Origin of the sequence: Aquamicrobium defluvii (assembly GCF_004363725.1) — a bacterium.
Classification (GTDB): domain Bacteria; phylum Pseudomonadota; class Alphaproteobacteria; order Rhizobiales; family Rhizobiaceae; genus Mesorhizobium; species Mesorhizobium defluvii.
The window spans coordinates 48,261-67,585 of sequence record NZ_SNZF01000023.1 but is presented as its reverse complement, the minus strand read 5'-3'; the positions used below and the strand labels follow the sequence as shown (position 1 = coordinate 67,585).

Genomic DNA, 19,325 nt, shown 5'->3' with positions numbered 1-19,325 from the left:
CCCGCTTTGGCCCGGGAAAGATGTTATTTCGGCTCGCCGGTGACCGGATCGAAGCGGATTTCGACCTTGGCCCTGTCGGTGGTGTAGTAGGTCACCTCATACAGGCCATCGTCCCATTCGATGTCGTCGATGTAGCGAAAGCCGTCGCGCTTCTCCACCTTGGCGACGATCTCGGACAGCTTCATCGCATTCTGCGGCGGGGCGCGGTCGTCGTCCTGCGCATGGGCGGGCGCGAGGCCGATGCCGGCCGCAAGAGCCGCGGCAAACAGTATAGGGACGATCTTTCGTGTCATTCGCTCGGACTCCGTTTCGCTTCCGATTATGTCATCAACTAAGTGTGCATGCAGGCAGGAAAGACAAGGTCCTGCCGACAATTCCGGTCTCTTTTCGGGAAATGGGTAAAGTCTCAAATTTGCCTATGTGTGGATAGCAGCTGTCGCAAAACGTAACCGCATGAGGCCAGACTTTTGCACCTGATATTTGCGACAGAAATTCCCCTGCAAAATCGGCGCCAGCGTTTTTGTGGCAAAACTTAGGATTTGCGCGACAAATCTAGGCGGCTGATCGTGCGGCCACGCTGCGAAGCAGCCTGACCGCTTTACTGATCTGCAACCACTCTATGGCGTGCCATGAAAGGCAAGAAATCCATTTTACCGATGTTCAATCCTGCATTCCGCAACAATACGTATGTCATAGTCACGTGGAAATAGAAGTTCGGCATGATCCAGTCTTGAATATCTTCGACAGATGACATCATGAACCGGACCCCGTTTGGTAGGGTCAGGTCGACGGGATCGTTCGCGTCGGCCCATTCAATCGCATCAGACCGATCAATGTGCGAGCGAACGACCGCAATCCTCTCCCGGATCTCGGCCAGGGATTGGTAAGTTACCTCTTCGAGCGGAAGTGATTTTCCAGCAACCTGATTTAGAGCCAGCAGTACCTGATTTAGAGCGACGCGGAACTGCAATTCGAGCGGAAACATGTCTTCCGTCAGCTTTTCACCGAGCACCTCGTCAGTCATCCCGGCGTCTTGAGTTTTGCTAACGAGGTGATCCAAAGTGCCAAGCATGTTGGCGAAGGTCGTGCGAGCTGAATGAGCGTAAGACATAAGCAATTCCTTGGCAGCAAAAATTGGCAAACGCTACGTCTGATCGCCGCTTACCATCCAAAAGTGGTTGATAGCTGCGCTTGAAATACCAGATTAACTGACCGTCCGCTTTCAGGGATTTTGAAATTCGCTTCAGTGTCCCGATTGTTGCGCAAAACTGCCATTCGATTCGGCATCATCCAACGGCTTTTTGCATCGCTGCGGAGGGCAGACTTGGCAACCCCTCCGCAACGGGCAAAAGCCAAAATTCACACTGAGACCCTGTCGGGGAATGTCAGCAGGCGCATTGACTTTGTCGGCAGCGCACCGACATTCGGGCCCTGCGGAAAAATTCATTCCAGCCCGAAGCGATCTTCATGCACCCAGCCATTTCGATTTCCGGCGTCTCGAAAACCTATGCCAGCGGCTTCAGCGCCCTGAAGCATATCGACCTCGACATCAGGCACGGCGAGATCTTCGCCCTACTCGGCCCCAACGGCGCAGGCAAGACGACGCTGATCTCCATTGTCTGCGGCATCGTCAACCGTTCTTCCGGCACGGTGTCCGTAAACGGGAACGACATCGACCGCGACTACCGCATGGCCCGTTCGCTGATCGGCCTCGTTCCACAGGAGCTGACCGTCGAATCCTTCGAGACGGTGCGCTCCGCCCTCACCTTCAGCCGCGGCCTGTTCGGCAAGCCGGCGAACCCGGCACTGATCGAGAAGATCCTGAAGGACCTGTCGCTGTGGGACAAGCGCGACGCAAAAATCATCACGCTTTCGGGCGGCATGAAGCGGCGGGTGATGATCGGCAAGGCGCTGGCGCACGAGCCGGAAATCCTGTTCCTCGACGAGCCGTCGGCGGGTGTCGACGTGGAGCTCCGGCAGGATATGTGGGCGATGGTGCGCAGGTTGCGCGAAAGCGGCGTCACCATCATCCTCACCACGCACTACATCGAAGAAGCCGAGGAGATGGCCGACCGGGTCGGCGTCATCAACCGCGGCGAGATCGTGCTGGTGGAGAACAAGGAAGAGCTGATGCGCAAGCTGGGCCGCAAGCAGTTGCGCCTGGAACTGCGCCAGCCGCTCGATGCAGTGCCGCAAGCGCTGGCCGGCTACGGGCTCGAACTGTCGGCGGATGGCGGCCTGCTCACCTACACCTACGACAACCAGAGCGAGCGGCCGGGCGTCGCCTCGCTGCTGCGCGATCTGGCGACGGAAGGCATCGCCTTTCGCGACCTCGACACCCTCAACAGCTCGCTTGAAGAAATCTTCGTCAATCTGGTCAGGAAGGCGTCATGAATCGTCACGCAATCTGGGCCATCTACCGCGTGGAAATGGCGCGCACGCTGCGCACGCTGCTGCAAAGCGTGGTCTCGCCGGTCATATCGACCTCGCTCTATTTCGTCGTCTTCGGCGCGGCAATCGGCTCGCGCATCGACCAGATCGACGGCGTCAGCTATGGCGCGTTCATCGTGCCGGGGCTGATCATGCTGTCGCTGCTCACCCAGTCGATCTCCAACGCATCCTTCGGCATTTATTTCCCGAAATTCGTTGGCACGATCTATGAGCTTTTATCGGCGCCAGTATCCTATCTGGAGATCGTCATCGCCTATGTCGGGGCGGCGGCGACAAAATCGACGGCCATCGGCCTGATCATACTGGCCACATCGTCACTGTTCGTGCCACTGCACATCGAGCATCCGTTCTGGATGCTCGCCTTCCTGATCCTCACGGCGGTGACGTTCTCGCTGTTCGGCTTCATCATCGGCATCTGGGCCGGCACGTTCGAGCAGTTGCAGCTCGTGCCGCTGCTGATCGTCACGCCGCTCACCTTCCTCGGCGGCTCGTTCTATTCGATCGACATGCTGCCCGGAATCTGGCGCACCATCACCCTGTTCAACCCGGTCGTCTACCTCGTCAGCGGCTTCCGCTGGGCCTTCTTCGGCAAGGCCGACGTGTCGCTGGGCCTGAGCCTCGGCATGACGCTGGCGTTTCTTTTCGCCTGCGTGGCCGTGATCGCATGGATATTCCGGACGGGATATCGCCTCAGAACATGACGGCCGGTCGTGATCCCGAAGCTTGACCGCCGGGCACGAGTTGGGAAAAACGGCAGGGAAAAGCGCGCACAAGGAAGAAAGTCACGATGAAGCCGATTACCGCCCTCGTCGGACGGATCGAACTGCCCATGCTGCTGGCCGGCGCCATCGTTGCAGGCGGCTTGTGGGGTTTCCTCGAACTGATGGACGTTGCCACGGACCGCGCGCCCCACGCTCTGGACAGCGAAATCCTGCTGTGGTTCCGCGTGGAGGGTCATCCCGACGTGCCGATCGGCCCCGCGTGGCTGCCGAAGATGGTGCGCGACATCACCGCGCTCGGCAGCGCCGCGGTGCTGACGCTCATCACGGCCGCGACCGCGCTCTACTTCTTCGTGGTGCGCCGGCCGGCAAGCGGACTGTTCGTGATCGCCGCCGTGGCGAGCGGGCAGATCGTCGCCACCCTGCTGAAGACAGGCATCGACCGTCCCCGCCCCGATGTGGTGCCGCATCTGATGCAGGAAAGCTCGCTGTCCTTCCCCAGCGGACACGCGATGATCTCGGCGCTGGTCTATCTGACGCTCGGCGCACTGGCCAGCCAGACCGCGCACAATCAGGCGACGCGCATCTACATCCTGTCGCTGGCGGTGTTCGTATCGCTGCTGGTCGGCATTTCGCGCCTCTATCTCGGCGTTCACTGGCCTTCGGACGTGATGGCCGGCTGGTGCGCCGGTTTCGCATGGGCCATGCTGTGGTGGATGGCGGCGCGGCTGATACAGCCGAACGGAGGTTCGGACACGGCTTCCCGCAATCAAGCTTCAAACATTCATAATGATGTTTGACACATCACAATGAACGTATCATATATTCATATTGCAGATCCAGACGGGAGACTGTGCCGGTGATCACAGCAGCGCAGATGCGCGCCGCGCGAGCACTCGCCGGCATCGACCAGAAGACGCTCGCAGAGCGGGCCGGGGTTTCGCTTCCGACCATCCAGCGGATGGAAGCCAGCGATGGCGTAGTCCGGGGCGTGGTGGACACGCTGATGAAGGTGATTCAGGCGCTCGATGAGGCCGGGGTCGAACTCATCGGCGAGAACCAGCCCAGCGAGCGCGGTGGACGGGGCGTGCGTCTCCGGAACCGCTAGAACCGTTCAGCATTTCACGGAATCGCTGAACGGCTCAAGGTCTTGTTTTGACGCGTTTCCGAACCGGAAAAGTGTTTTCACTTTTCCTGGAAACGCTCTGGTCGCAGCCTTCCTGCGGATCGGCAAACAGGTCGCGACGGCGGCCGGCGATCATTCCGATGCCGACAGTCCGCCACGCAAAGGTGTGAGCGAAGGCCGATCCATGAAACAGCGCCGCAGGTCGAGGCAGCGTCCGGAAAGCAACGATCCCTCCTTCCGGGAGCTTTTCACGCCGAAACTGATAACTGTCCTGCGGGAAGGCTACCACCTTCCCCAGTTCAAGGCCGACGCAATCGCGGGCCTTACCGTGGCCATCGTTGCGCTGCCGCTGTCGATGGCCATCGCCATCGCGTCCGGCGTCGGGCCGGAAAAGGGCCTGTTCACGGCCATCGTCGGCGGCTTCCTCGTCTCGATGCTCGGCGGCAGCCGCTTCCAGATCGGCGGTCCGGCCGGAGCCTTCATCGTGCTCGTGGCGGCAACCGCCGACCGCCATGGCGTCGACGGCCTCGTTCTGGCGACGATGATGTCCGGTATCCTGCTGGCAGCGGCCGGGTGGCTGCGGCTCGGCACCTACATCAAGTTCATTCCCTATCCCGTCACCGTCGGCTTCACCGCCGGCATCGCCGTCATCATTTTCGCCAGCCAGCTTACGGACCTGTTCGGGCTTACGCTCACCGAAAAGGAGCCGGGCGACCTCATTCCCAAGCTTGTGGCGCTTTTCAATGCCGCGCCGACCGTCAATGCAGGCGCGGTGGCGATAGCTGCGCTGACGATCGCGGTGATCGTCGGCCTGAAACGCTGGCGCCCGTCATGGCCGGGCATGCTGATTGCCGTCGCACTCGCATCTGTCGCCGCGACCGGCCTCGATGTCGAGACCATCGGCACCCGCTTCGGCGGCATTCCTTCCATGCTGCCCAGCCCTTCGCTGCCCGCAATGAGCGCGGACAAGGTGCTGGCCGTGCTGCCCGACGCCGTTGCCTTCACCCTGCTCGGGGCCATCGAATCGCTGCTTTCAGCCGTGGTCGCGGATGGCATGACCGGGCGTCGCCACCGCTCCAACTGCGAACTGGTGGCCCAGGGCGCTGCCAACATAGGTTCGGCCCTGTTCGGCGGCATCTGCGTGACCGGCACCATCGCACGCACCGCCACCAATGTGCGGGCCGGCGCGCACAGCCCTGTCTCCGGCATGCTGCATTCCGCCTTCCTGCTCGCCTTCATGCTTCTGGCGGCCCCGCTTGCCAGCTACATACCGCTGGCCGCGCTTGCCGGCGTTCTGGCCGTGGTGGCGTGGAACATGATCGAGCGGCCCGCCTTCCGTGCGCTGATGCGTTCCTCGCGCGGGGATGCGGCGGTGCTGCTCATCACTTTCGCGCTGGTCGTCTTCCGCGACCTGACCACCGGCATCGTCGTCGGCTTCTCGCTTGGCGCGCTGCTGTTCATCGACCGCATGGCCAAGTCGATCGAGGTCGAGGCGGAGGCACCGCTGGTGGCCGGCGACCTTGCCGACACCGCCAATGGCGAGCGCGAGGCTTACGATGCTGCGGCCGTGACCGATCCCGACATCGTCGTCTATCGCATATCCGGCGCTTTCTTCTTCGGTGCAGCTTCCACGGTCGGCACCGTGCTCGACCGCATCGCCGACCAGCGCAAGACGTTCATTCTCGACTGTTCGGGTATCCCGCTGGTGGATTCGACCGGCGCGAACGTGCTGGAAGGCGTCGCGCACAAGGCCGCGAAGCAGGGCGTGCTGTTCTACATCGCCGGCGCCTCGCCGCAGATGCGCAAGCTGCTGACCGCGCATGGGGTGAAGCCGCCGCTGGTTCATTACCGCGCCACGGTGGCCTCCGCCAAATCCCACGCCCGCGCACAGGTACGCCGGCCGGAACCCGAACCCGCGGCATGAAGCCCGAGTGGCTTTCTCACCCGACGGCGGGAGGAAAACCGTTCAGGGCCAGCGAGGCGTTGGAATAACGAATGTCTCCGGTGATCTCACGTCCCAGCCAATCCGGCAGCGCGGCGTTCCCGACCTTGTCCGGTGTCTCCAGTTCGGCCACGACCAGACCTTCATGCTCGCCGGAAAAGACGTCGACCTCATAGAGATAGCCGCCATGGCGCACATGGTGGCGGGTCTTGACGATGACCTTGCCGAGCGCGAAAGCCTGCATCTCCTTCGCATCGGCCAGCGGAATGTCATATTCGAACTCGTCACGGGCGCGGAGGTCGCTGCCGAACTTCAGCGTCAGCCTCGCCCTGCTTCCGTTGGAAATCCGAACCCGCACCGAACGCTCGCCAGTGACGGCCAGATAGAACTGGACCATGGAGATGCGGGCCTCCGCCCGCTCCTGCCAGCTCCCGTCCCGCACCAGAAACTTGCGTTCCACTTCCCGCGCCATGCGCTGAGTTAAACGCCGCAGCGCGGCCAGATCAATCTCGCAGGCAAGCAAAAACGCCTCAGGGAGGCCGCCGCGTCTACACGCCGCACAGCCTGTATTGATTTTAATCATTCGATTGATTAAAATAATTTCATGATTACGAAGACTCCAGATCCGTCCCCGCGCGCCGCCTCTCCGGCGGACGCGACCCGCGCAGCACTCGTGAACGCGGCTCTGAAGCTGTTTGGCAGCCGTGGTTTCGAGGGCACCTCCACGCGCGAGCTGGCTGCGCTCGCCAATGCCAATATCGGCTCCATCGCCTATCATTTCGGCGGCAAGGAGGGTCTGCGCATCGCCGTCGCGGATTTCATCGTCGAGACGATCCGGAAAATCGCCACACAGGCCATCGGCGGGATTCAGGCGCAGCCGACCGGTTCAGCCGGCGCGGAAGCGGCGCGGGTCCAGCTTGCCAACGGGCTGGAGCGCATGGTCGCCTTCGTCGTGGCGCGACCCGAGGCGGGCGACATCGTGCGCTTCATGCTGCGCGAGATGGCGCAGCCCTCAGCCGCGCTCGACCGCATCTATCAGGGCGTGTTCGAGCCGGTCCACAAGCGGCTGTGCCTCATCTGGGAACAGGCAACGGGCGAGCCCGCCGAGAGCGAGCGGACACGGCTCACCGTCTTCACCCTTCTGGGGCAGGTCCTTTATTTTCGCATCGGCACCGAAGTGGTGCTGCGGCGCATGGGATGGGAAGCGTTCGGCAAGCCGGAGGCCGCCAAGGTGCTCGACGTCGTGCGCGACAATCTCGCGGCCATCCTCTGTTCACGAAAGGCAGGCGACGCATGAGCCTTCTCTGCTCCCTTCCCCTTGCCGCAACGCTGTTTTCCGCCTGCGCGGCGCCCGCCACGCTCGCCGTCGGCTATGTCGAGGGCGACTATGTGCTGCTTGCGCCTATCGAGGTGGCGCAGGTGCAGGAGGTGGCCGTGCGGCGGGGCGACACGGTCAGGCCCGGCGTGCCGCTGGTTCGGCTGGAAAGCGCCGATGCCGAGATCGCGGTGGCTCAGGCCAGTGCAGCGCTGGCGCAGGCTAGGGCGCAGCTCGCCAACCTTCAGGTCGGCAAGAGGCCGCAGGAGATCGCGGTGCTGGAAGCGACGGTGCGCTCCGCCCATGCGCAGGCCAAGGAGGCGCAGCGCGTGCTGGAGCGCACAGGCGACCTGCACCGGCGCGGCATCGCCACGCAGGCGCAGCTCGACGAGGCGACGACCGCCGTGGAAGTGGCCGACGCCGCCATCGGCCAGAGCGAGGCCAATCTGGCGGTGGCGGGCCTGCCCGCGCGAGCGGAGGAGATCGAGGCGGCGCGCGGCGCGGTTGAACAGGCCGAGGCGGCGCTGGAGCAGGCGCGATGGCGGCTTTCCAAGCGCGCGCTGGCCGCTCCCTCGCCCGGCCGCGTCACCGATGTCATCCGCAACCCCGGCGATACGGCGGGACCGACCGCGCCGGTGATCTCGATCCTGCCGGAAGGCGCGGTCAAGCTCACCGTCTTCGTGCCGCAGGATGCTTTCGCATCCGTCAAGGTCGGTTCGGAACTCGCCGTGCACTGCGACGGCTGTGGTCCCGATCTCAAGGCGCGGGTGAGCTATGTCTCGACCGAGCCCGAATTCACGCCGCCGGTGATCTACTCGCTCGAAAACCGCCAGAAGCTCGTCTACCTGGTCGAGGCCCGCCCCGAAGGCGACGCCATGGCGCTGAAGCCCGGCCAGATCGTGGACGTGGCATTGTCCGGGGACGAGGCAAAATGAACGCCATCGACGTTCGCGGTCTGGTCAAACGTTTCGGCGACAAGACCGTCGTCGACCATGTCGACATGACCGTGGCACAGGGCGAGATCGTCGGCTTTCTCGGTCCCAACGGGTCCGGCAAGACCAAGACGATCCGCATCATGTGCGGCCTGCTGACCCCTGATGAAGGCGAAGGCACGGTGCTCGGCTTCGACCTGCGCACCGAGGGGCCGAAGATCAAGCGCGAGGTCGGCTACATGACACAGCGGTTCTCGTTCTACGAGGACCTGACCATTGCCGAGAACCTCGAATTCGTGGCCCGCCTCTATCGCCTCAAGCCGGTGGAGACTCATGTCGCCGACACGCTCGCCGACCTCGGCCTGACATCGCGGCGCAACCAGCTTGCCGGCACGCTGTCAGGCGGCTGGAAGCAGCGGCTGGCGCTGGCGGCCTGCATCATGCACAAGCCGAAGCTCCTATTGCTCGACGAGCCGACCGCCGGCGTCGACCCCAAGGCGCGGCGCGAGTTCTGGGACGAAATCCACCTTCTGGCCAGCGGCGGCCTCACCGTGCTGGTTTCCACCCATTACATGGACGAGGCCGAGCGTTGCCACCGCATCAGCTACATTTCCTATGGCCGCATGCTCGCCACCGGCACGGTGGACGAGGTGGTGAAGAATGCCGGCCTCACCACTTTCGTGGTGCACGGCAGGAAACTCGACACGATCGCGGCGGCTCTTGCCGGCAAGCCGGGCATCGAGCAGGTCGCCCCCTTTGGCGCAACCCTGCATGTCGTCGGCTCGGACAAGGCAGCTCTCTCCGCTTCGCTGGCCGCCATGGAGAATGCGCACCCGGGCGTGACGGTATCGCCCGGCGAAACCAGCCTGGAAGACGTGTTCATCCAGTTCATGGCCGGGTCGAAGGACAATATGGCATGAGCGGCATCTTCTCCATCGCCCGGCTCAATGCGCTGCTCATCAAGGAATTCATCCAGATGCGCCGCGACCGGGTGACCTTCGCCATGATGCTCGGCGTGCCGCTGATGCTTCTGGTGCTGTTCGGCTTCGCCATCAACAACGACCCCAAGGGCCTGCCGGCGGCGCTGCTGGCGATGAGCAACGACCAGTATACGCGCGCCATGGTGACGGCGCTGGAAAACACCGATTACTACCGGTTCGACCATATCGCCGCCACCGAAGCCGGGGCCGACGCACTCATGGCCAGCGGCGACATTGCCTTCCTCGTCACGATTCCCGCCGATTTCAGCCATCGGGTGGAGCGCGGGGACAGGCCGCAGATCCTGATCGAGGCGGACGCGACCGATCCCGCAGTGGCCACCGGCGCGGTTTCCGCACTCGGCACGGTCGCCAGTCAGGCGCTATTGAGGGCGCAGGGCCTTCAGGCGGTGGCTGCGGAAGATGCTCGAAGCCGGCTCGATGTGGTCGTGCACCGGCGCTACAATCCCGAAGGCGTTTCGCAGTACAATATCGTGCCCGGCCTGCTCGGCGTCATCCTGCAAATGACCATGGTGATGATGACCTCCATCGCGCTCACGCGCGAGACCGAGCGCGGCACCATGGAGAACCTGCTTGCCATGCCGTCGAGCCCGCTGGAGATCATGCTGGGCAAGGTGCTGCCCTATGCCGGCGTCGGCGCCGTGCAGGTGGTGGTGGTGCTGATCGCCGCCAGGCTGCTTTTCCACATCCCCTTCGTCGGCGGGCTGCCGCTTCTCCTGTCCTCCATCATCGTCTTCGTTCTGGGTCTGGTTCTGCTCGGCTACACCATCTCGACCGTGGCGCGCACGCAGATGCAGGCCATGCAACTCACCTTCTTCTTCTTCCTGCCTTCGATCCTGCTTTCCGGATTCATGTTCCCGTTCCGGGGCATGCCCGTGTGGGCACAGTGGCTCGGCGAGATATTCCCCCTCACCCACTTCCTGCGCATCGTGCGCGCGGTGATGCTGAAGGGCGCGGAATTCCCGGCGGTGGCCAATGAAATCCTGTGGCTGCTGGGTTTCGTTGCGCTTTTCTCCAGCTTCGCGCTGCTGCGTTTCCGCCGCACGCTCGACTGAGCGAGAGAAACCGTTGACACCATTTCGACCAGCGTTTACTTTAGAATTATTCTAAAGTAGATAGAGACTCTCATGCTTTCCCGTATTTTCGGCTTCGGCCGCCGCGCCTTCGATTCGCTTTCCGAGCAGGAAATTCTGGCGCTCGCCATCTCCTCGGAGGAGGACGATGCACGCATCTACCGCTCTTATGCGGATGGGCTGGCCGAGGGCTTCCCCCATTCGGCAAAAATGTTCGAGGAAATGGCCAGGGAGGAGGACCAACACCGCGCCGCGCTCATCGACATGCACCGCAAGCGCTTCGGCGAGCGCATCCCGCTGATCCGGCGCGAGCATGTTTCCGGCTATTATGAGCGCAAGCCCGACTGGCTGGTGCGCCCGCTTGGCGTGGAAAAAGTGCGCGCCCAGGCCGCACTGATGGAACGCCAGGCCCACGCCTTCTATATCGAGGCGGCAAAGCGCACCTCCGACGCCTCGACGCGTAAGTTGCTTGGCGATCTCGCCGCCGCCGAACAGGGTCATGAGAAGTTGGCCGAAAGGCTGGAACGACAGCATGTTACGGGCGAGGCTCGCGACGAGGAAGCCGAAGCAGAACGGCGGCAATTCATACTCACCTATGTCCAGCCGGGCCTTGCCGGGCTGATGGACGGCTCGGTTTCGACGCTGGCGCCGATCTTCGCCGCCGCCTTCGCCACGCACGATACATGGCAGACGTTCCTCGTCGGTCTCGCCGCCTCGCTCGGCGCCGGCATCTCCATGGGCTTCACCGAGGCCGCGTCGGACGACGGCAGGCTTTCGGGGCGCGGCTCGCCGGTCAGGCGCGGCTTTGCATCCGGCATCATGACCGCGCTGGGCGGGCTCGGCCATGCCCTGCCCTATCTGATCCCGGATTTCTGGACCGCAACGAGCGTTGCCATCGTCATCGTGTTCTTCGAATTGTGGGCGATCGCCTTCATCCAGAACCGCTTCATGGAAACGCCGTTCCTGCGCGCCGCCTTCCAGGTGGTGCTGGGCGGCGGGCTGGTGTTCGCGACAGGTGTGCTGATAGGCAGCGCCTGAGCCGGTTCACTTGCGGTCGAGCAGCTTGCCCCTGCTGAAAAAATCCGCCCACGGATCGTCCTGCGCCAGCCGCCGCAGGGTGGCCCTGCCGCCGAGCGGAAAGGCATCGGGCGCGACGCCGGCCTCCACCTCGTCCCACCGCACCGGCATGGCGACGGTGGCTCCCTTCTTCGCCCGCGACGAATAGGGTGCGACCGTGGTCGAACCGCGGCCGTTGCGCAGGTAGTCGATGAAAATACGCCCCTCGCGCGCCTTTTTCGACAAGGTGGCGGTGAAGCGCTCCGGCGCGGCCTGTTCCATCGCTTGGGCGAAGTCGTGGGCGAACCCCTTCACCTCGCTCCAGCCGGCCTTAGGCTTCAGCGGCACCACGACATGATAGCCCTTGCCCCCCGAGGTCTTGACGAAGGCTGGCAGCGAAAGCTCATCCAGCCGGGCGCGGATATCGAGCGCCGCGTCGCGAACCCTGTCGGATCCGATGCCTTCATCCGGATCGAGGTCGAAGACGATCTGGTCGGGCGTGTCGATCCGGTCGATCGTCGCGCCCCAGACATGGACTTCCACGACCCCGATCTGCACGAGCGCTGCAAGCCCGTCGAAGTCCTTGATATACAGGATTTCCTCTCCATCCTCCGGATCCGTGGCGCGATGGATATGATCGCTCATGCCGGGTGAGGCGTGTTTCTGGAAGAAGCGCTCGCCTTCGACCCCGTCCGGCGCGCGCACCAGCGCCAGCGGACGCTCCACCACAAACGGCTCCATGCGCGGCCACACGAGCCTGTAGTGGTCGAGCAGGCCGCTCTTGGAGATTTTTTCCCGCGGCCACAGCAACTTGTCGGGGTGGGAAAGCGTAACGGAGGATTTTATCGCGGGGGTCTTCGCGTTTTTCGCGGCTTTCGGCTTCTCCTGCACGATCTCCTCCGCCCTTTCTCCTCGCACAGGTTACGGGCGAGAACCTGGCAGTGTTTTTCAGGACTGGCACGGCGCCATGGCATCTTCCCGATCTCACGTCCTCGGGGAAGGACAACGAAGCAGGAAATGGTTCGTTCCGTCCCGCCGCCATGTGACGCAAAAGACACAGCGGCTGGACTTCATTTCCGATGGCACGAAAAGGGCGCGAACGAGCCGCAATCCGGTCACGAAGCGGCGCGTTTTATGGGAAAAGTTAAGATTGCGTTCACCGCTTATTCACGCCTGCAAGGCTATGGTGCACGCATCGGGAGGACATGGGTAAACCGGACGACGCGACATGACGATCTTGAACCTTTTGCGCCGCTTCGCGGCGGCCCTGCGCCAGCTCATCGCCCCTGCCTACAAGCCCGAACGCCATTATATGCGCGGACCAGGACCAGCAACCCTGCGCCGCAGCGCCGGCAAGATGTGAGCATGCCGTCCATGCATACGAGCAGGGTTCCCGGCAACGCGGCGCGCAAGGGCATCGACATGGCAGGCCGGGCGGCCCGCATCACCACCTATCACAGCCCGCGCCCCGCAGATCTGCGCCGGCGCTGATCTTCCGCTTTCGACGACAAAGGGCGGCGCATCTTTCGGTACGCCGCCCTTTTTCCATGCCGCGCAGGCCACAGGCGTCAGCCGCCGAGCCCTTCGAAAAGCACCGTCGACAGATAGCGCTCGGCAAAGGACGGGATGACGACGACAAGCGTCTTGCCGGCATTTTCGGGTCGCGAGCCGACCACCGCCGCCGCTTGCAGGGCCGCGCCTGACGAGATACCGACCGGAACCCCCTCCAGCCGCGCGACAAGGCGGGCATTGGCGACGGCGTCCTCGTTGGAAACCGTCACGATCTCGTCGTAGACGGCGGTGTCGAGCACCTTGGGCGCAAAGCCCGCGCCGATTCCCTGGATCTTGTGCGGACCCGGTGCGCCGCCGGAAAGCACAGGCGACGCCTCCGGCTCGACCGCCACCACCTGCACGGACGGCTTGCGGCTTTTCAGCACCTGGCCGACGCCCGTGATGGTGCCGCCCGTACCGATGCCGGAAACGAGGATGTCCACCTCGCCATGCGTGTCGTTCCAGATTTCCTCGGCTGTCGTGTTGCGATGGATTTGCGGATTGGCCGGGTTCTCGAATTGCTGGGGAATGATGGCGTCGGGAATGGACGCGGCCAGTTCGTCGGCCCTGGCGATCGCCCCCTTCATGCCCTTTGCGCCTTCGGTCAGAACCAGTTCCGCGCCGAGCAGGCTCAGCATCTTGCGGCGCTCCACCGACATGGTTTCCGGCATGGTCAGGATCAGGCGATAACCCTTGGCGGCGGCGGTGAAGGCAAGCGCGATGCCGGTATTGCCCGAGGTCGGCTCGATCAGCGTGGTCTTGCCGGGCGCGATCCTGCCTTCGGCCTCAAGCGCCTCGATCATGGCGACGCCGATCCGGTCCTTGACCGAGGCGATGGGATTGAAGAATTCCAGCTTGGCGACCAGTCTGGCGACGATGCCCTTCTCGGCGGCAAAACGGTCGAGCCGCACCAGCGGCGTGTTGCCGACGGTTTCGGTAATGGAATCGTAGATGCGGCCGCGGCCGGGAGCTTTCGGAAAGGTTTCTGCCTTGGTCATGGAACTCGCTCTCGCAGGGTTTGTCGCACAGGATTTCTGGGCGCAGGCTTGTCACGCCAAGACATAGGGTGCGCAACGGCAATATCCGAGCGGTTCCCTTGCTCTAAAATTAAAATATAAGAAAATTCATTCCCTATATTTTTATAATCATGAAAAAATAATCCGATCCGTCTCCGAAATGGGGCGCCAGCCAAAGCATGTCGCCCGAAAGCGGGAACCGGTTTCGGGACAACGGCATGCGTAAAAACAGGAACCTGAAGCGCAAGGAGCGGATCTGAAAGCTCCTTGCGCTTCAGTGCCGGGCGGCAATGGCTGCGGCAGCCCCCACCATGAAAGTCGCCGCCGTGCGGTTGAGCATCTTCAATGCCCTTGGCGAAGACAGGAACCAGCGTGCCCGCGAGGCAAGCACCAGATAGGGCAGCAGCACGACGGTCAGAACCACCGCCGTGATCAAGGCAAGAACCACATAGTCGGACAGGGTGATGCTGTTCAGATCGATAACGGTCGGCGTGATCGCGAGATAGAACACCATGGTCTTGGGATTGCCGAGCGTCAGGGTCAGCCCGCCGAGGAAACTCGACAGAAGCCCGCCCCGCGCCCTGCCGGCCTCGATGTTCTCCGGCGTGATGCCTTCGCGCCAGAAGCGCCAGCCAAGCCAGGCGAGATAAAGCACGCCGAACCATTTGATGACCGTGAAAACCATGCCGAACTGCTGGGCAACGAAGGCAAGACCGAGCACGGCGGCGGTCAGGTAGAACAGATCGCCGAGCAGGAGACCGATCAGCATGGTGAAGGACGAGCGGAATCCGGAGCCCAGCGCCCGCGCGACCAGTGCGGTGACACCCGGGCCGGGGATGGCGGCGGCAATACCCAGCGCCGCACTGTAGGCCAGGAAGCTGGCTGGCGTCATGAAATGTCCGTCTCCTTCAGATGACCAAGACAGCATTTCGCACGATCCGGCCCGCGTGGAAATCGCCTGTTCCGGCCTTCGATTGCGCCAGTGGCAAAAAAGCCGTCCGGTTCATACCGGTGCGGCAACAGCACCATTGCCCTCGGGTCCCGTTTTCGCTATGTGCCCCTGAGATAATTTCGGAGGGGTATTTCCTATGGCTGACCATTCGCCCGCGGGTCCTGTCGAACTCGGCGCCCAGATGGACTATGCCGAGCATGAGAAAACCTACAATCTGTTTACGTCGCTGACGAAATATTCCGCGCTGGGATGCGCGGCCATCCTGATCGGCATGGCCTTCGGTTTTTTTGCGGGGGGAGCCGTTTCCGGCTTTATTGTCTTCCTGCTTGCCTTCGTCGTTGGCGCCTTTCTCCTGCGCTGATCACTTAATCCCTTTGACCCTCGGGGCGGCATCAAGAGGGTCGCCACCGATGCGGGCTAGGCAATAATCCAGCCGAAAGGATCCTGCGGTGGGACAGATCATCTTCATACCTCGCGAGGTTGAAGCCAACGAAGCTCGCGTTGCGGCTTCGGCAGACAGCGTAAAGCGACTTGTCGGCCTTGGCTTCGACGTTATCGTCGAGGCCGGTGCCGGTTTGGCATCGCGCATCGTCGACGATGAGTTTTCGAAAGCCGGCGCCAAAATCGGCAAGGCTTCCGACGCCGCCAGGGCAGATGTGGTGCTGAAAGTTCGGCGCCCCACAGACGCGGAGCTGAAGGGCTACAAGGCGGGTGCGGCGGTTCTGGCCACCATGGACCCTTACGGCAACGAGGCTTCCGTCGCAGCCATGGCGCGTGCGGGGGTGACCGCGTTTGCGATGGAGTTCATGCCGCGCATCACCCGCGCGCAGGTGATGGACGTGCTGTCGAGCCAGGCCAACCTTGCCGGCTACCAGGCGGTGATCGACGCGGCGGCCGAATACGACCGGGCGCTGCCGATGATGATGACGGCGGCAGGCACCGTGCCGGCGGCGAAGGTGTTTGTGATGGGCGTCGGAGTGGCAGGACTTCAGGCGATCGCCACGGCACGGCGTCTGGGCGCGGTGGTGACGGCCACCGACGTGCGCCCCGCCGTGAAGGAGCAGGTCCAGTCGCTGGGCGCGAAGTTCCTCGCCGTTGAGGACGAGGAGTTCAAGGCGGCCGAGACGGCGGGCGGCTACGCCAAGGAGATGTCCAAAGAATATCAGGCGAAGCAGGCCGCGCTGACGGCCGAGCATATCGCCAAGCAGGACATCGTCATCACCACGGCGCTGATCCCCGGGCGCCCCGCCCCCCGCCTGATCGCGGCGGATGTGGTGGCCAGCATGAAGCCCGGCTCGGTGATCGTCGATCTGGCTGTGGAGCGTGGCGGCAACGTCGAAGGCGCCGAGGCGGGCAAGATCGTGACCACCGCCAATGGCGTGAAGATCGTCGGCCATCTCAACGTGCCCGGCCGCGTGGCGGCTTCGGCCTCGCTGCTCTACGCCAGGAACCTCTATGCTTTCCTCGAGACGATGATCGACAAGGAGAGCAGGCAGGTTGCGATCAACCGCGAGGACGAGCTGGTGAAAGCCACCATGCTGACCGACACCGGCAAGATCGTGCACCCGAACTTTGCCGGCAAGGCGGAGGAGGCAGCGCCCGCGAAGGAAGCCGCGAAGGCCAGGGTTCCGGCAGCGGCGAAAGCAAAAAGCGCGGCTGCGAAAAAACCTGCTGCGCCTAAAGCGGCCAGAAAGCCGTCGACGGCCACATCCTCCAGAAAGACCGGTGGGGAGAACGCGTGATGGAAACTCTGCAGAAAGCCCTCGACCAGCTCGACCAGGCCAGCGCCGCGGTGCGCATGGCGGTACAGGATCTGGCCACTTCCGGTGCCGCCGGCGATGCCGCCCACGCGTTGTCGGGCGGCATGGTCGATCCCTTCGTGTTCCGTTTCGCCATCTTCGTGCTGGCGATCTTCGTCGGCTACTATGTGGTGTGGTCGGTGACGCCGGCGCTGCACACGCCGTTGATGGCGGTTACCAACGCCATCTCCTCGGTGATCGTGGTCGGCGCGCTGCTGGCCGTTGGCATCTCGGCTGCCGGCCTTGCCACCGGCTTCGGCTTCGTGGCGCTGGTGCTGGCTGCCGTCAACATCTTCGGCGGCTTCCTCGTCACCCAGCGCATGCTGGCCATGTACAAGAAGAAGGACGGACGATGAGAGCGCTTCTCAAGCCCTTCCTGCCTGTCCTTGCCGCCCTTTCCATTCTTGCCGCACCGGCCGGCGCGCGTCCGCTGAGCGGGGAGGAGAAGGAGAAGCTGCAGCAGACCGTCGCGGCCTTCGACAAGGCCATGCGCGACGAGGATTACGACAAGGTCGCCAACACCATTCCGCCGCGCGTGATGGCGTTCATTGCAAAGCAGGCCGGCCTTGAGGTCGAGGCTCTGCGCACCGTTGTGGTGCAGCAGATGGAGGCCGCCCTCGCCGCCGTCGAACTGGAAGAATTCGGCATGGACATGGACGCGCTGAAGCAGGCCGAGCTTGCCGACGGCGAACCCTATGCCCTGATCCCGACCGAGACGGTGATGAATTCCGAAGCCACCGGCAGGATGCGGGCGAAATCGGAAACGCTGGCCCTGCTGGACGAAGGCCAATGGTACCTCGTCCGCGTCAACGACCTGCAGCAGGTGGCTATCCTGCGTCAGGTCTACCCCGAATTTGCAGCCGTCGAATTCTCCGGCGGTACGATGGAGGCCATAGAGTAGCATGTCCGTCAACCTCGCTTCGTTCCTCTATCTGGTCTCCGGCATTCTGTTCATCCTGGCGCTAAGGGGCCTGTCGCATCCGACCACCAGCCGCCAGGGCAACATCTACGGCATGGTGGGCATGGGCATCGCCATCCTCACCACGCTCGCGCTGGCAACGCCGTCGGCCGGCGGGCTGGTGCTGATCCTGCTCGGCCTCGCCATCGGCGGCGGCGTCGGCGCGGTGGTGGCGCGGCGCATCGCCATGACCTCGATGCCGCAGCTGGTCGCCGCCTTCCACTCGCTCGTCGGCCTCGCCGCGGTGATGGTCGCGGCCGCCGCCATCCATGCGCCGGAGAGCTTCGGCATCGGCACCATCGGCGCCATCCACGGCCAGGCGCTGGTCGAGATGAGCCTTGGCGTCGCCATCGGCGCCATCACCTTCACCGGCTCGGTCATCGCCTTCCTCAAGCTCGATGGGCGCATGTCCGGCAAGCCGATCATGCTGCCGGCACGCCACCTCATCAACATCGTGCTGGGCGTTGGCCTGGTGGTGCTGATCGTCATGCTGGTCACCACTCAGTCGACCACCGTGTTCTGGCTGATCGTGGCCCTGTCGCTGGTGCTGGGCGTGCTGCTGATCATCCCGATCGGCGGCGCCGACATGCCGGTGGTGGTGTCGATGCTCAATTCCTATTCGGGCTGGGCAGCGGCGGCACTGGGCTTCACCCTCGGCAATCTGGCACTGATCATCACCGGTGCTCTGGTGGGTTCCTCGGGCGCCATCCTGTCCTACATCATGTGCAAGGGCATGAACCGCTCCTTCATCTCGGTCATCCTCGGCGGCTTCGGCGGCGAGGCGGCTTCCGCAGGCGGCGACGACGGCATCGAGCGTACCGTCAAGCAAGGCTCGGCCGACGACGCCGCCTACCTGATGATGAATGCCCAGAAGGTCATCATCGTGCCCGGCTACGGCATGGCGGTGGCACAGGCCCAGCACGCCGTTCGCGAGATGGCCGACAAGCTCAAGGCCAACGGGGTCGAGGTCAAGTACGCCATCCACCCGGTCGCCGGCCGCATGCCCGGCCACATGAACGTGCTGCTGGCCGAGGCCAACGTGCCTTACGACGAGGTGTTCGAGCTCGAGGACATCAACTCGGAGTTCGCGCAGGCCGACGTCGCCTATGTCATCGGCGCCAACGACGTCACCAACCCCTCGGCCCGCGACGACAAGTCCTCGCCGATCTACGGCATGCCGATCCTCGACGTCGACAAGGCGCGCACCTGCCTGTTCGTCAAGCGCTCGCTCGGCTCCGGCTATGCCGGCATCGACAACACCTTGTTCTACAAGGACGGAACCATGATGCTGCTCGGCGACGCCAAGAAAATGACCGAGGAAATCGTCAAGGCAATGGATCACTGATCCACCCTTTCCCCGCTGAAACGAAACGGCCCGGAATCGCTTCAGGGCCGTTTTCTTTTGTGGAGCGGCTTGCCCGAGCCTTTCCGCGTCTC

21 protein-coding genes and 1 pseudogene are annotated in these 19,325 nt (G+C 63.4%); 16 read left to right on the top strand and 6 right to left on the bottom strand.

Features of this window, described 5'->3' with window-relative positions:
• Positions 1-23: 23 nt before the first annotated feature.
• The gene (locus DES43_RS16310) at positions 24-293 is read right to left on the bottom strand and encodes a PepSY domain-containing protein (RefSeq protein WP_035030998.1); all 270 of its coding nucleotides are present in this window, start codon (positions 291-293) and stop codon (positions 24-26) included.
• A gap of 305 nt (positions 294-598) precedes the next feature.
• Positions 599-1,111, bottom strand: a complete 513-nt coding sequence (locus DES43_RS16305) for a DUF1993 family protein (protein WP_035030996.1) — start codon at positions 1,109-1,111, stop codon at positions 599-601.
• A gap of 356 nt (positions 1,112-1,467) precedes the next feature.
• Between DES43_RS16305 and DES43_RS16300 the strand changes: the two genes are divergently transcribed.
• The 5 genes from DES43_RS16300 (at position 1,468) to DES43_RS16280 (ending at position 6,220) form a co-directional block, all read left to right on the top strand.
• Complete coding sequence (locus DES43_RS16300) at positions 1,468-2,394, top strand: ABC transporter ATP-binding protein (protein ID WP_035030994.1); 927 nt, start codon at positions 1,468-1,470, stop codon at positions 2,392-2,394.
• Positions 2,391-3,152, top strand: coding sequence for an ABC transporter permease (locus tag DES43_RS16295; protein WP_035030991.1), 762 nt, complete (start codon positions 2,391-2,393; stop codon positions 3,150-3,152). The genes DES43_RS16300 and DES43_RS16295 overlap by 4 nt, the downstream gene beginning before the upstream one ends.
• 86 nt (positions 3,153-3,238) lie before the next feature.
• Entirely contained in the window at positions 3,239-3,970 is a 732-nt protein-coding gene (locus DES43_RS16290) for a phosphatase PAP2 family protein (RefSeq protein ID WP_035030988.1), read from the top strand.
• A gap of 59 nt (positions 3,971-4,029) precedes the next feature.
• Positions 4,030-4,278 (top strand): helix-turn-helix domain-containing protein, encoded by a 249-nt coding sequence (locus DES43_RS16285; RefSeq protein ID WP_035031085.1) that lies wholly within the window; start codon positions 4,030-4,032, stop codon positions 4,276-4,278.
• A gap of 202 nt (positions 4,279-4,480) precedes the next feature.
• Positions 4,481-6,220 (top strand): SulP family inorganic anion transporter, encoded by a 1,740-nt coding sequence (locus tag DES43_RS16280; protein ID WP_035030985.1) that lies wholly within the window; start codon positions 4,481-4,483, stop codon positions 6,218-6,220.
• A 16-nt stretch (positions 6,221-6,236) separates the two neighbouring features.
• Here the strand turns inward: DES43_RS16280 and DES43_RS16275 are convergent, their stop codons facing one another.
• Complete coding sequence (locus DES43_RS16275) at positions 6,237-6,710, bottom strand: CYTH domain-containing protein (protein ID WP_035031082.1); 474 nt, start codon at positions 6,708-6,710, stop codon at positions 6,237-6,239.
• Between the two features lie 132 nt (positions 6,711-6,842).
• On the opposite strand from DES43_RS16275, the gene DES43_RS16270 reads away from it, so the two are divergent.
• From DES43_RS16270 to mbfA, 5 genes are all read left to right on the top strand, one after another.
• Positions 6,843-7,535 (top strand): CerR family C-terminal domain-containing protein, encoded by a 693-nt coding sequence (locus tag DES43_RS16270; RefSeq protein ID WP_051520732.1) that lies wholly within the window; start codon positions 6,843-6,845, stop codon positions 7,533-7,535.
• Positions 7,532-8,488, top strand: coding sequence for an HlyD family secretion protein (locus DES43_RS16265; protein ID WP_035030982.1), 957 nt, complete (start codon positions 7,532-7,534; stop codon positions 8,486-8,488). Before DES43_RS16270 ends, DES43_RS16265 begins: the two co-directional genes overlap by 4 nt.
• Positions 8,485-9,405, top strand: coding sequence for an ABC transporter ATP-binding protein (locus tag DES43_RS16260; RefSeq protein WP_035030980.1), 921 nt, complete (start codon positions 8,485-8,487; stop codon positions 9,403-9,405). The genes DES43_RS16265 and DES43_RS16260 overlap by 4 nt, the downstream gene beginning before the upstream one ends.
• Positions 9,402-10,538: an ABC transporter permease gene (locus DES43_RS16255; protein WP_035030977.1), complete on the top strand. Its 1,137-nt coding sequence runs from the start codon at positions 9,402-9,404 to the stop codon at positions 10,536-10,538. The genes DES43_RS16260 and DES43_RS16255 overlap by 4 nt, the downstream gene beginning before the upstream one ends.
• Before the next feature lie 72 nt (positions 10,539-10,610).
• Complete coding sequence (gene mbfA / locus DES43_RS16250; protein WP_035030975.1) at positions 10,611-11,594, top strand: iron exporter MbfA; 984 nt, start codon at positions 10,611-10,613, stop codon at positions 11,592-11,594.
• 6 nt (positions 11,595-11,600) lie between these two features.
• Here mbfA and ligD read toward each other — a convergent pair.
• Positions 11,601-12,515 (bottom strand): annotated as a pseudogene (ligD, locus tag DES43_RS16245) (non-homologous end-joining DNA ligase); the annotation flags it as partial.
• 325 nt (positions 12,516-12,840) lie between these two features.
• Here ligD and DES43_RS23200 point away from each other — a divergent pair.
• The gene (locus tag DES43_RS23200; protein WP_280940173.1) at positions 12,841-12,975 is read left to right on the top strand and encodes a hypothetical protein; all 135 of its coding nucleotides are present in this window, start codon (positions 12,841-12,843) and stop codon (positions 12,973-12,975) included.
• A 205-nt stretch (positions 12,976-13,180) separates the two neighbouring features.
• Here DES43_RS23200 and cysK read toward each other — a convergent pair whose 3' ends face one another.
• The gene (cysK, locus tag DES43_RS16240; RefSeq protein ID WP_035030973.1) at positions 13,181-14,161 is read right to left on the bottom strand and encodes a cysteine synthase A; all 981 of its coding nucleotides are present in this window, start codon (positions 14,159-14,161) and stop codon (positions 13,181-13,183) included.
• 292 nt (positions 14,162-14,453) lie between these two features.
• Entirely contained in the window at positions 14,454-15,071 is a 618-nt protein-coding gene (locus DES43_RS16235) for a LysE family translocator (protein WP_035030970.1), read from the bottom strand.
• 196 nt (positions 15,072-15,267) lie between these two features.
• On the opposite strand from DES43_RS16235, the gene DES43_RS16230 reads away from it, so the two are divergent.
• The 5 genes from DES43_RS16230 (at position 15,268) to DES43_RS16210 (ending at position 19,233) form a co-directional block, all read left to right on the top strand.
• Positions 15,268-15,492: an aa3-type cytochrome c oxidase subunit IV gene (locus tag DES43_RS16230; RefSeq protein WP_035030967.1), complete on the top strand. Its 225-nt coding sequence runs from the start codon at positions 15,268-15,270 to the stop codon at positions 15,490-15,492.
• A gap of 88 nt (positions 15,493-15,580) precedes the next feature.
• Complete coding sequence (locus DES43_RS16225) at positions 15,581-16,873, top strand: Re/Si-specific NAD(P)(+) transhydrogenase subunit alpha (RefSeq protein ID WP_035030964.1); 1,293 nt, start codon at positions 15,581-15,583, stop codon at positions 16,871-16,873.
• Positions 16,873-17,286 (top strand): NAD(P) transhydrogenase subunit alpha part 2, encoded by a 414-nt coding sequence (locus DES43_RS16220; protein ID WP_035030961.1) that lies wholly within the window; start codon positions 16,873-16,875, stop codon positions 17,284-17,286. Before DES43_RS16225 ends, DES43_RS16220 begins: the two co-directional genes overlap by 1 nt.
• Positions 17,283-17,831, top strand: a complete 549-nt coding sequence (locus tag DES43_RS16215) for a hypothetical protein (RefSeq protein WP_035030959.1) — start codon at positions 17,283-17,285, stop codon at positions 17,829-17,831. Before DES43_RS16220 ends, DES43_RS16215 begins: the two co-directional genes overlap by 4 nt.
• Before the next feature lies 1 nt (position 17,832).
• A complete protein-coding gene (locus DES43_RS16210; RefSeq protein ID WP_035030956.1) occupies positions 17,833-19,233 on the top strand; it encodes an NAD(P)(+) transhydrogenase (Re/Si-specific) subunit beta in 1,401 nt (466 codons plus the stop codon).
• The last annotated feature ends 92 nt before the right edge of the window (positions 19,234-19,325 follow it).

Coding starts and splice junctions, on each gene's coding strand:
- cysK (WP_035030973.1), bottom strand. CDS start 14,161: ATGACCAAGGCAGAAACCTTTCCGAAAGCTCCCGGCCGCGGCCGCATC.
- DES43_RS16255 (WP_035030977.1), top strand. CDS start 9,402: ATGAGCGGCATCTTCTCCATCGCCCGGCTCAATGCGCTGCTCATCAAG.
- DES43_RS16300 (WP_035030994.1), top strand. CDS start 1,468: ATGCACCCAGCCATTTCGATTTCCGGCGTCTCGAAAACCTATGCCAGC.
- DES43_RS16260 (WP_035030980.1), top strand. CDS start 8,485: ATGAACGCCATCGACGTTCGCGGTCTGGTCAAACGTTTCGGCGACAAG.
- DES43_RS16280 (WP_035030985.1), top strand. CDS start 4,481: ATGAAACAGCGCCGCAGGTCGAGGCAGCGTCCGGAAAGCAACGATCCC.
- DES43_RS16215 (WP_035030959.1), top strand. CDS start 17,283: ATGAGAGCGCTTCTCAAGCCCTTCCTGCCTGTCCTTGCCGCCCTTTCC.
- DES43_RS16310 (WP_035030998.1), bottom strand. CDS start 293: ATGACACGAAAGATCGTCCCTATACTGTTTGCCGCGGCTCTTGCGGCC.
- DES43_RS16230 (WP_035030967.1), top strand. CDS start 15,268: ATGGCTGACCATTCGCCCGCGGGTCCTGTCGAACTCGGCGCCCAGATG.
- DES43_RS16275 (WP_035031082.1), bottom strand. CDS start 6,710: ATGGCGCGGGAAGTGGAACGCAAGTTTCTGGTGCGGGACGGGAGCTGG.
- DES43_RS23200 (WP_280940173.1), top strand. CDS start 12,841: ATGACGATCTTGAACCTTTTGCGCCGCTTCGCGGCGGCCCTGCGCCAG.
- DES43_RS16305 (WP_035030996.1), bottom strand. CDS start 1,111: ATGTCTTACGCTCATTCAGCTCGCACGACCTTCGCCAACATGCTTGGC.
- mbfA (WP_035030975.1), top strand. CDS start 10,611: ATGCTTTCCCGTATTTTCGGCTTCGGCCGCCGCGCCTTCGATTCGCTT.
- DES43_RS16220 (WP_035030961.1), top strand. CDS start 16,873: ATGGAAACTCTGCAGAAAGCCCTCGACCAGCTCGACCAGGCCAGCGCC.
- DES43_RS16265 (WP_035030982.1), top strand. CDS start 7,532: ATGAGCCTTCTCTGCTCCCTTCCCCTTGCCGCAACGCTGTTTTCCGCC.
- DES43_RS16295 (WP_035030991.1), top strand. CDS start 2,391: ATGAATCGTCACGCAATCTGGGCCATCTACCGCGTGGAAATGGCGCGC.
- DES43_RS16210 (WP_035030956.1), top strand. CDS start 17,833: ATGTCCGTCAACCTCGCTTCGTTCCTCTATCTGGTCTCCGGCATTCTG.
- DES43_RS16270 (WP_051520732.1), top strand. CDS start 6,843: ATGATTACGAAGACTCCAGATCCGTCCCCGCGCGCCGCCTCTCCGGCG.
- DES43_RS16290 (WP_035030988.1), top strand. CDS start 3,239: ATGAAGCCGATTACCGCCCTCGTCGGACGGATCGAACTGCCCATGCTG.
- DES43_RS16235 (WP_035030970.1), bottom strand. CDS start 15,071: ATGACGCCAGCCAGCTTCCTGGCCTACAGTGCGGCGCTGGGTATTGCC.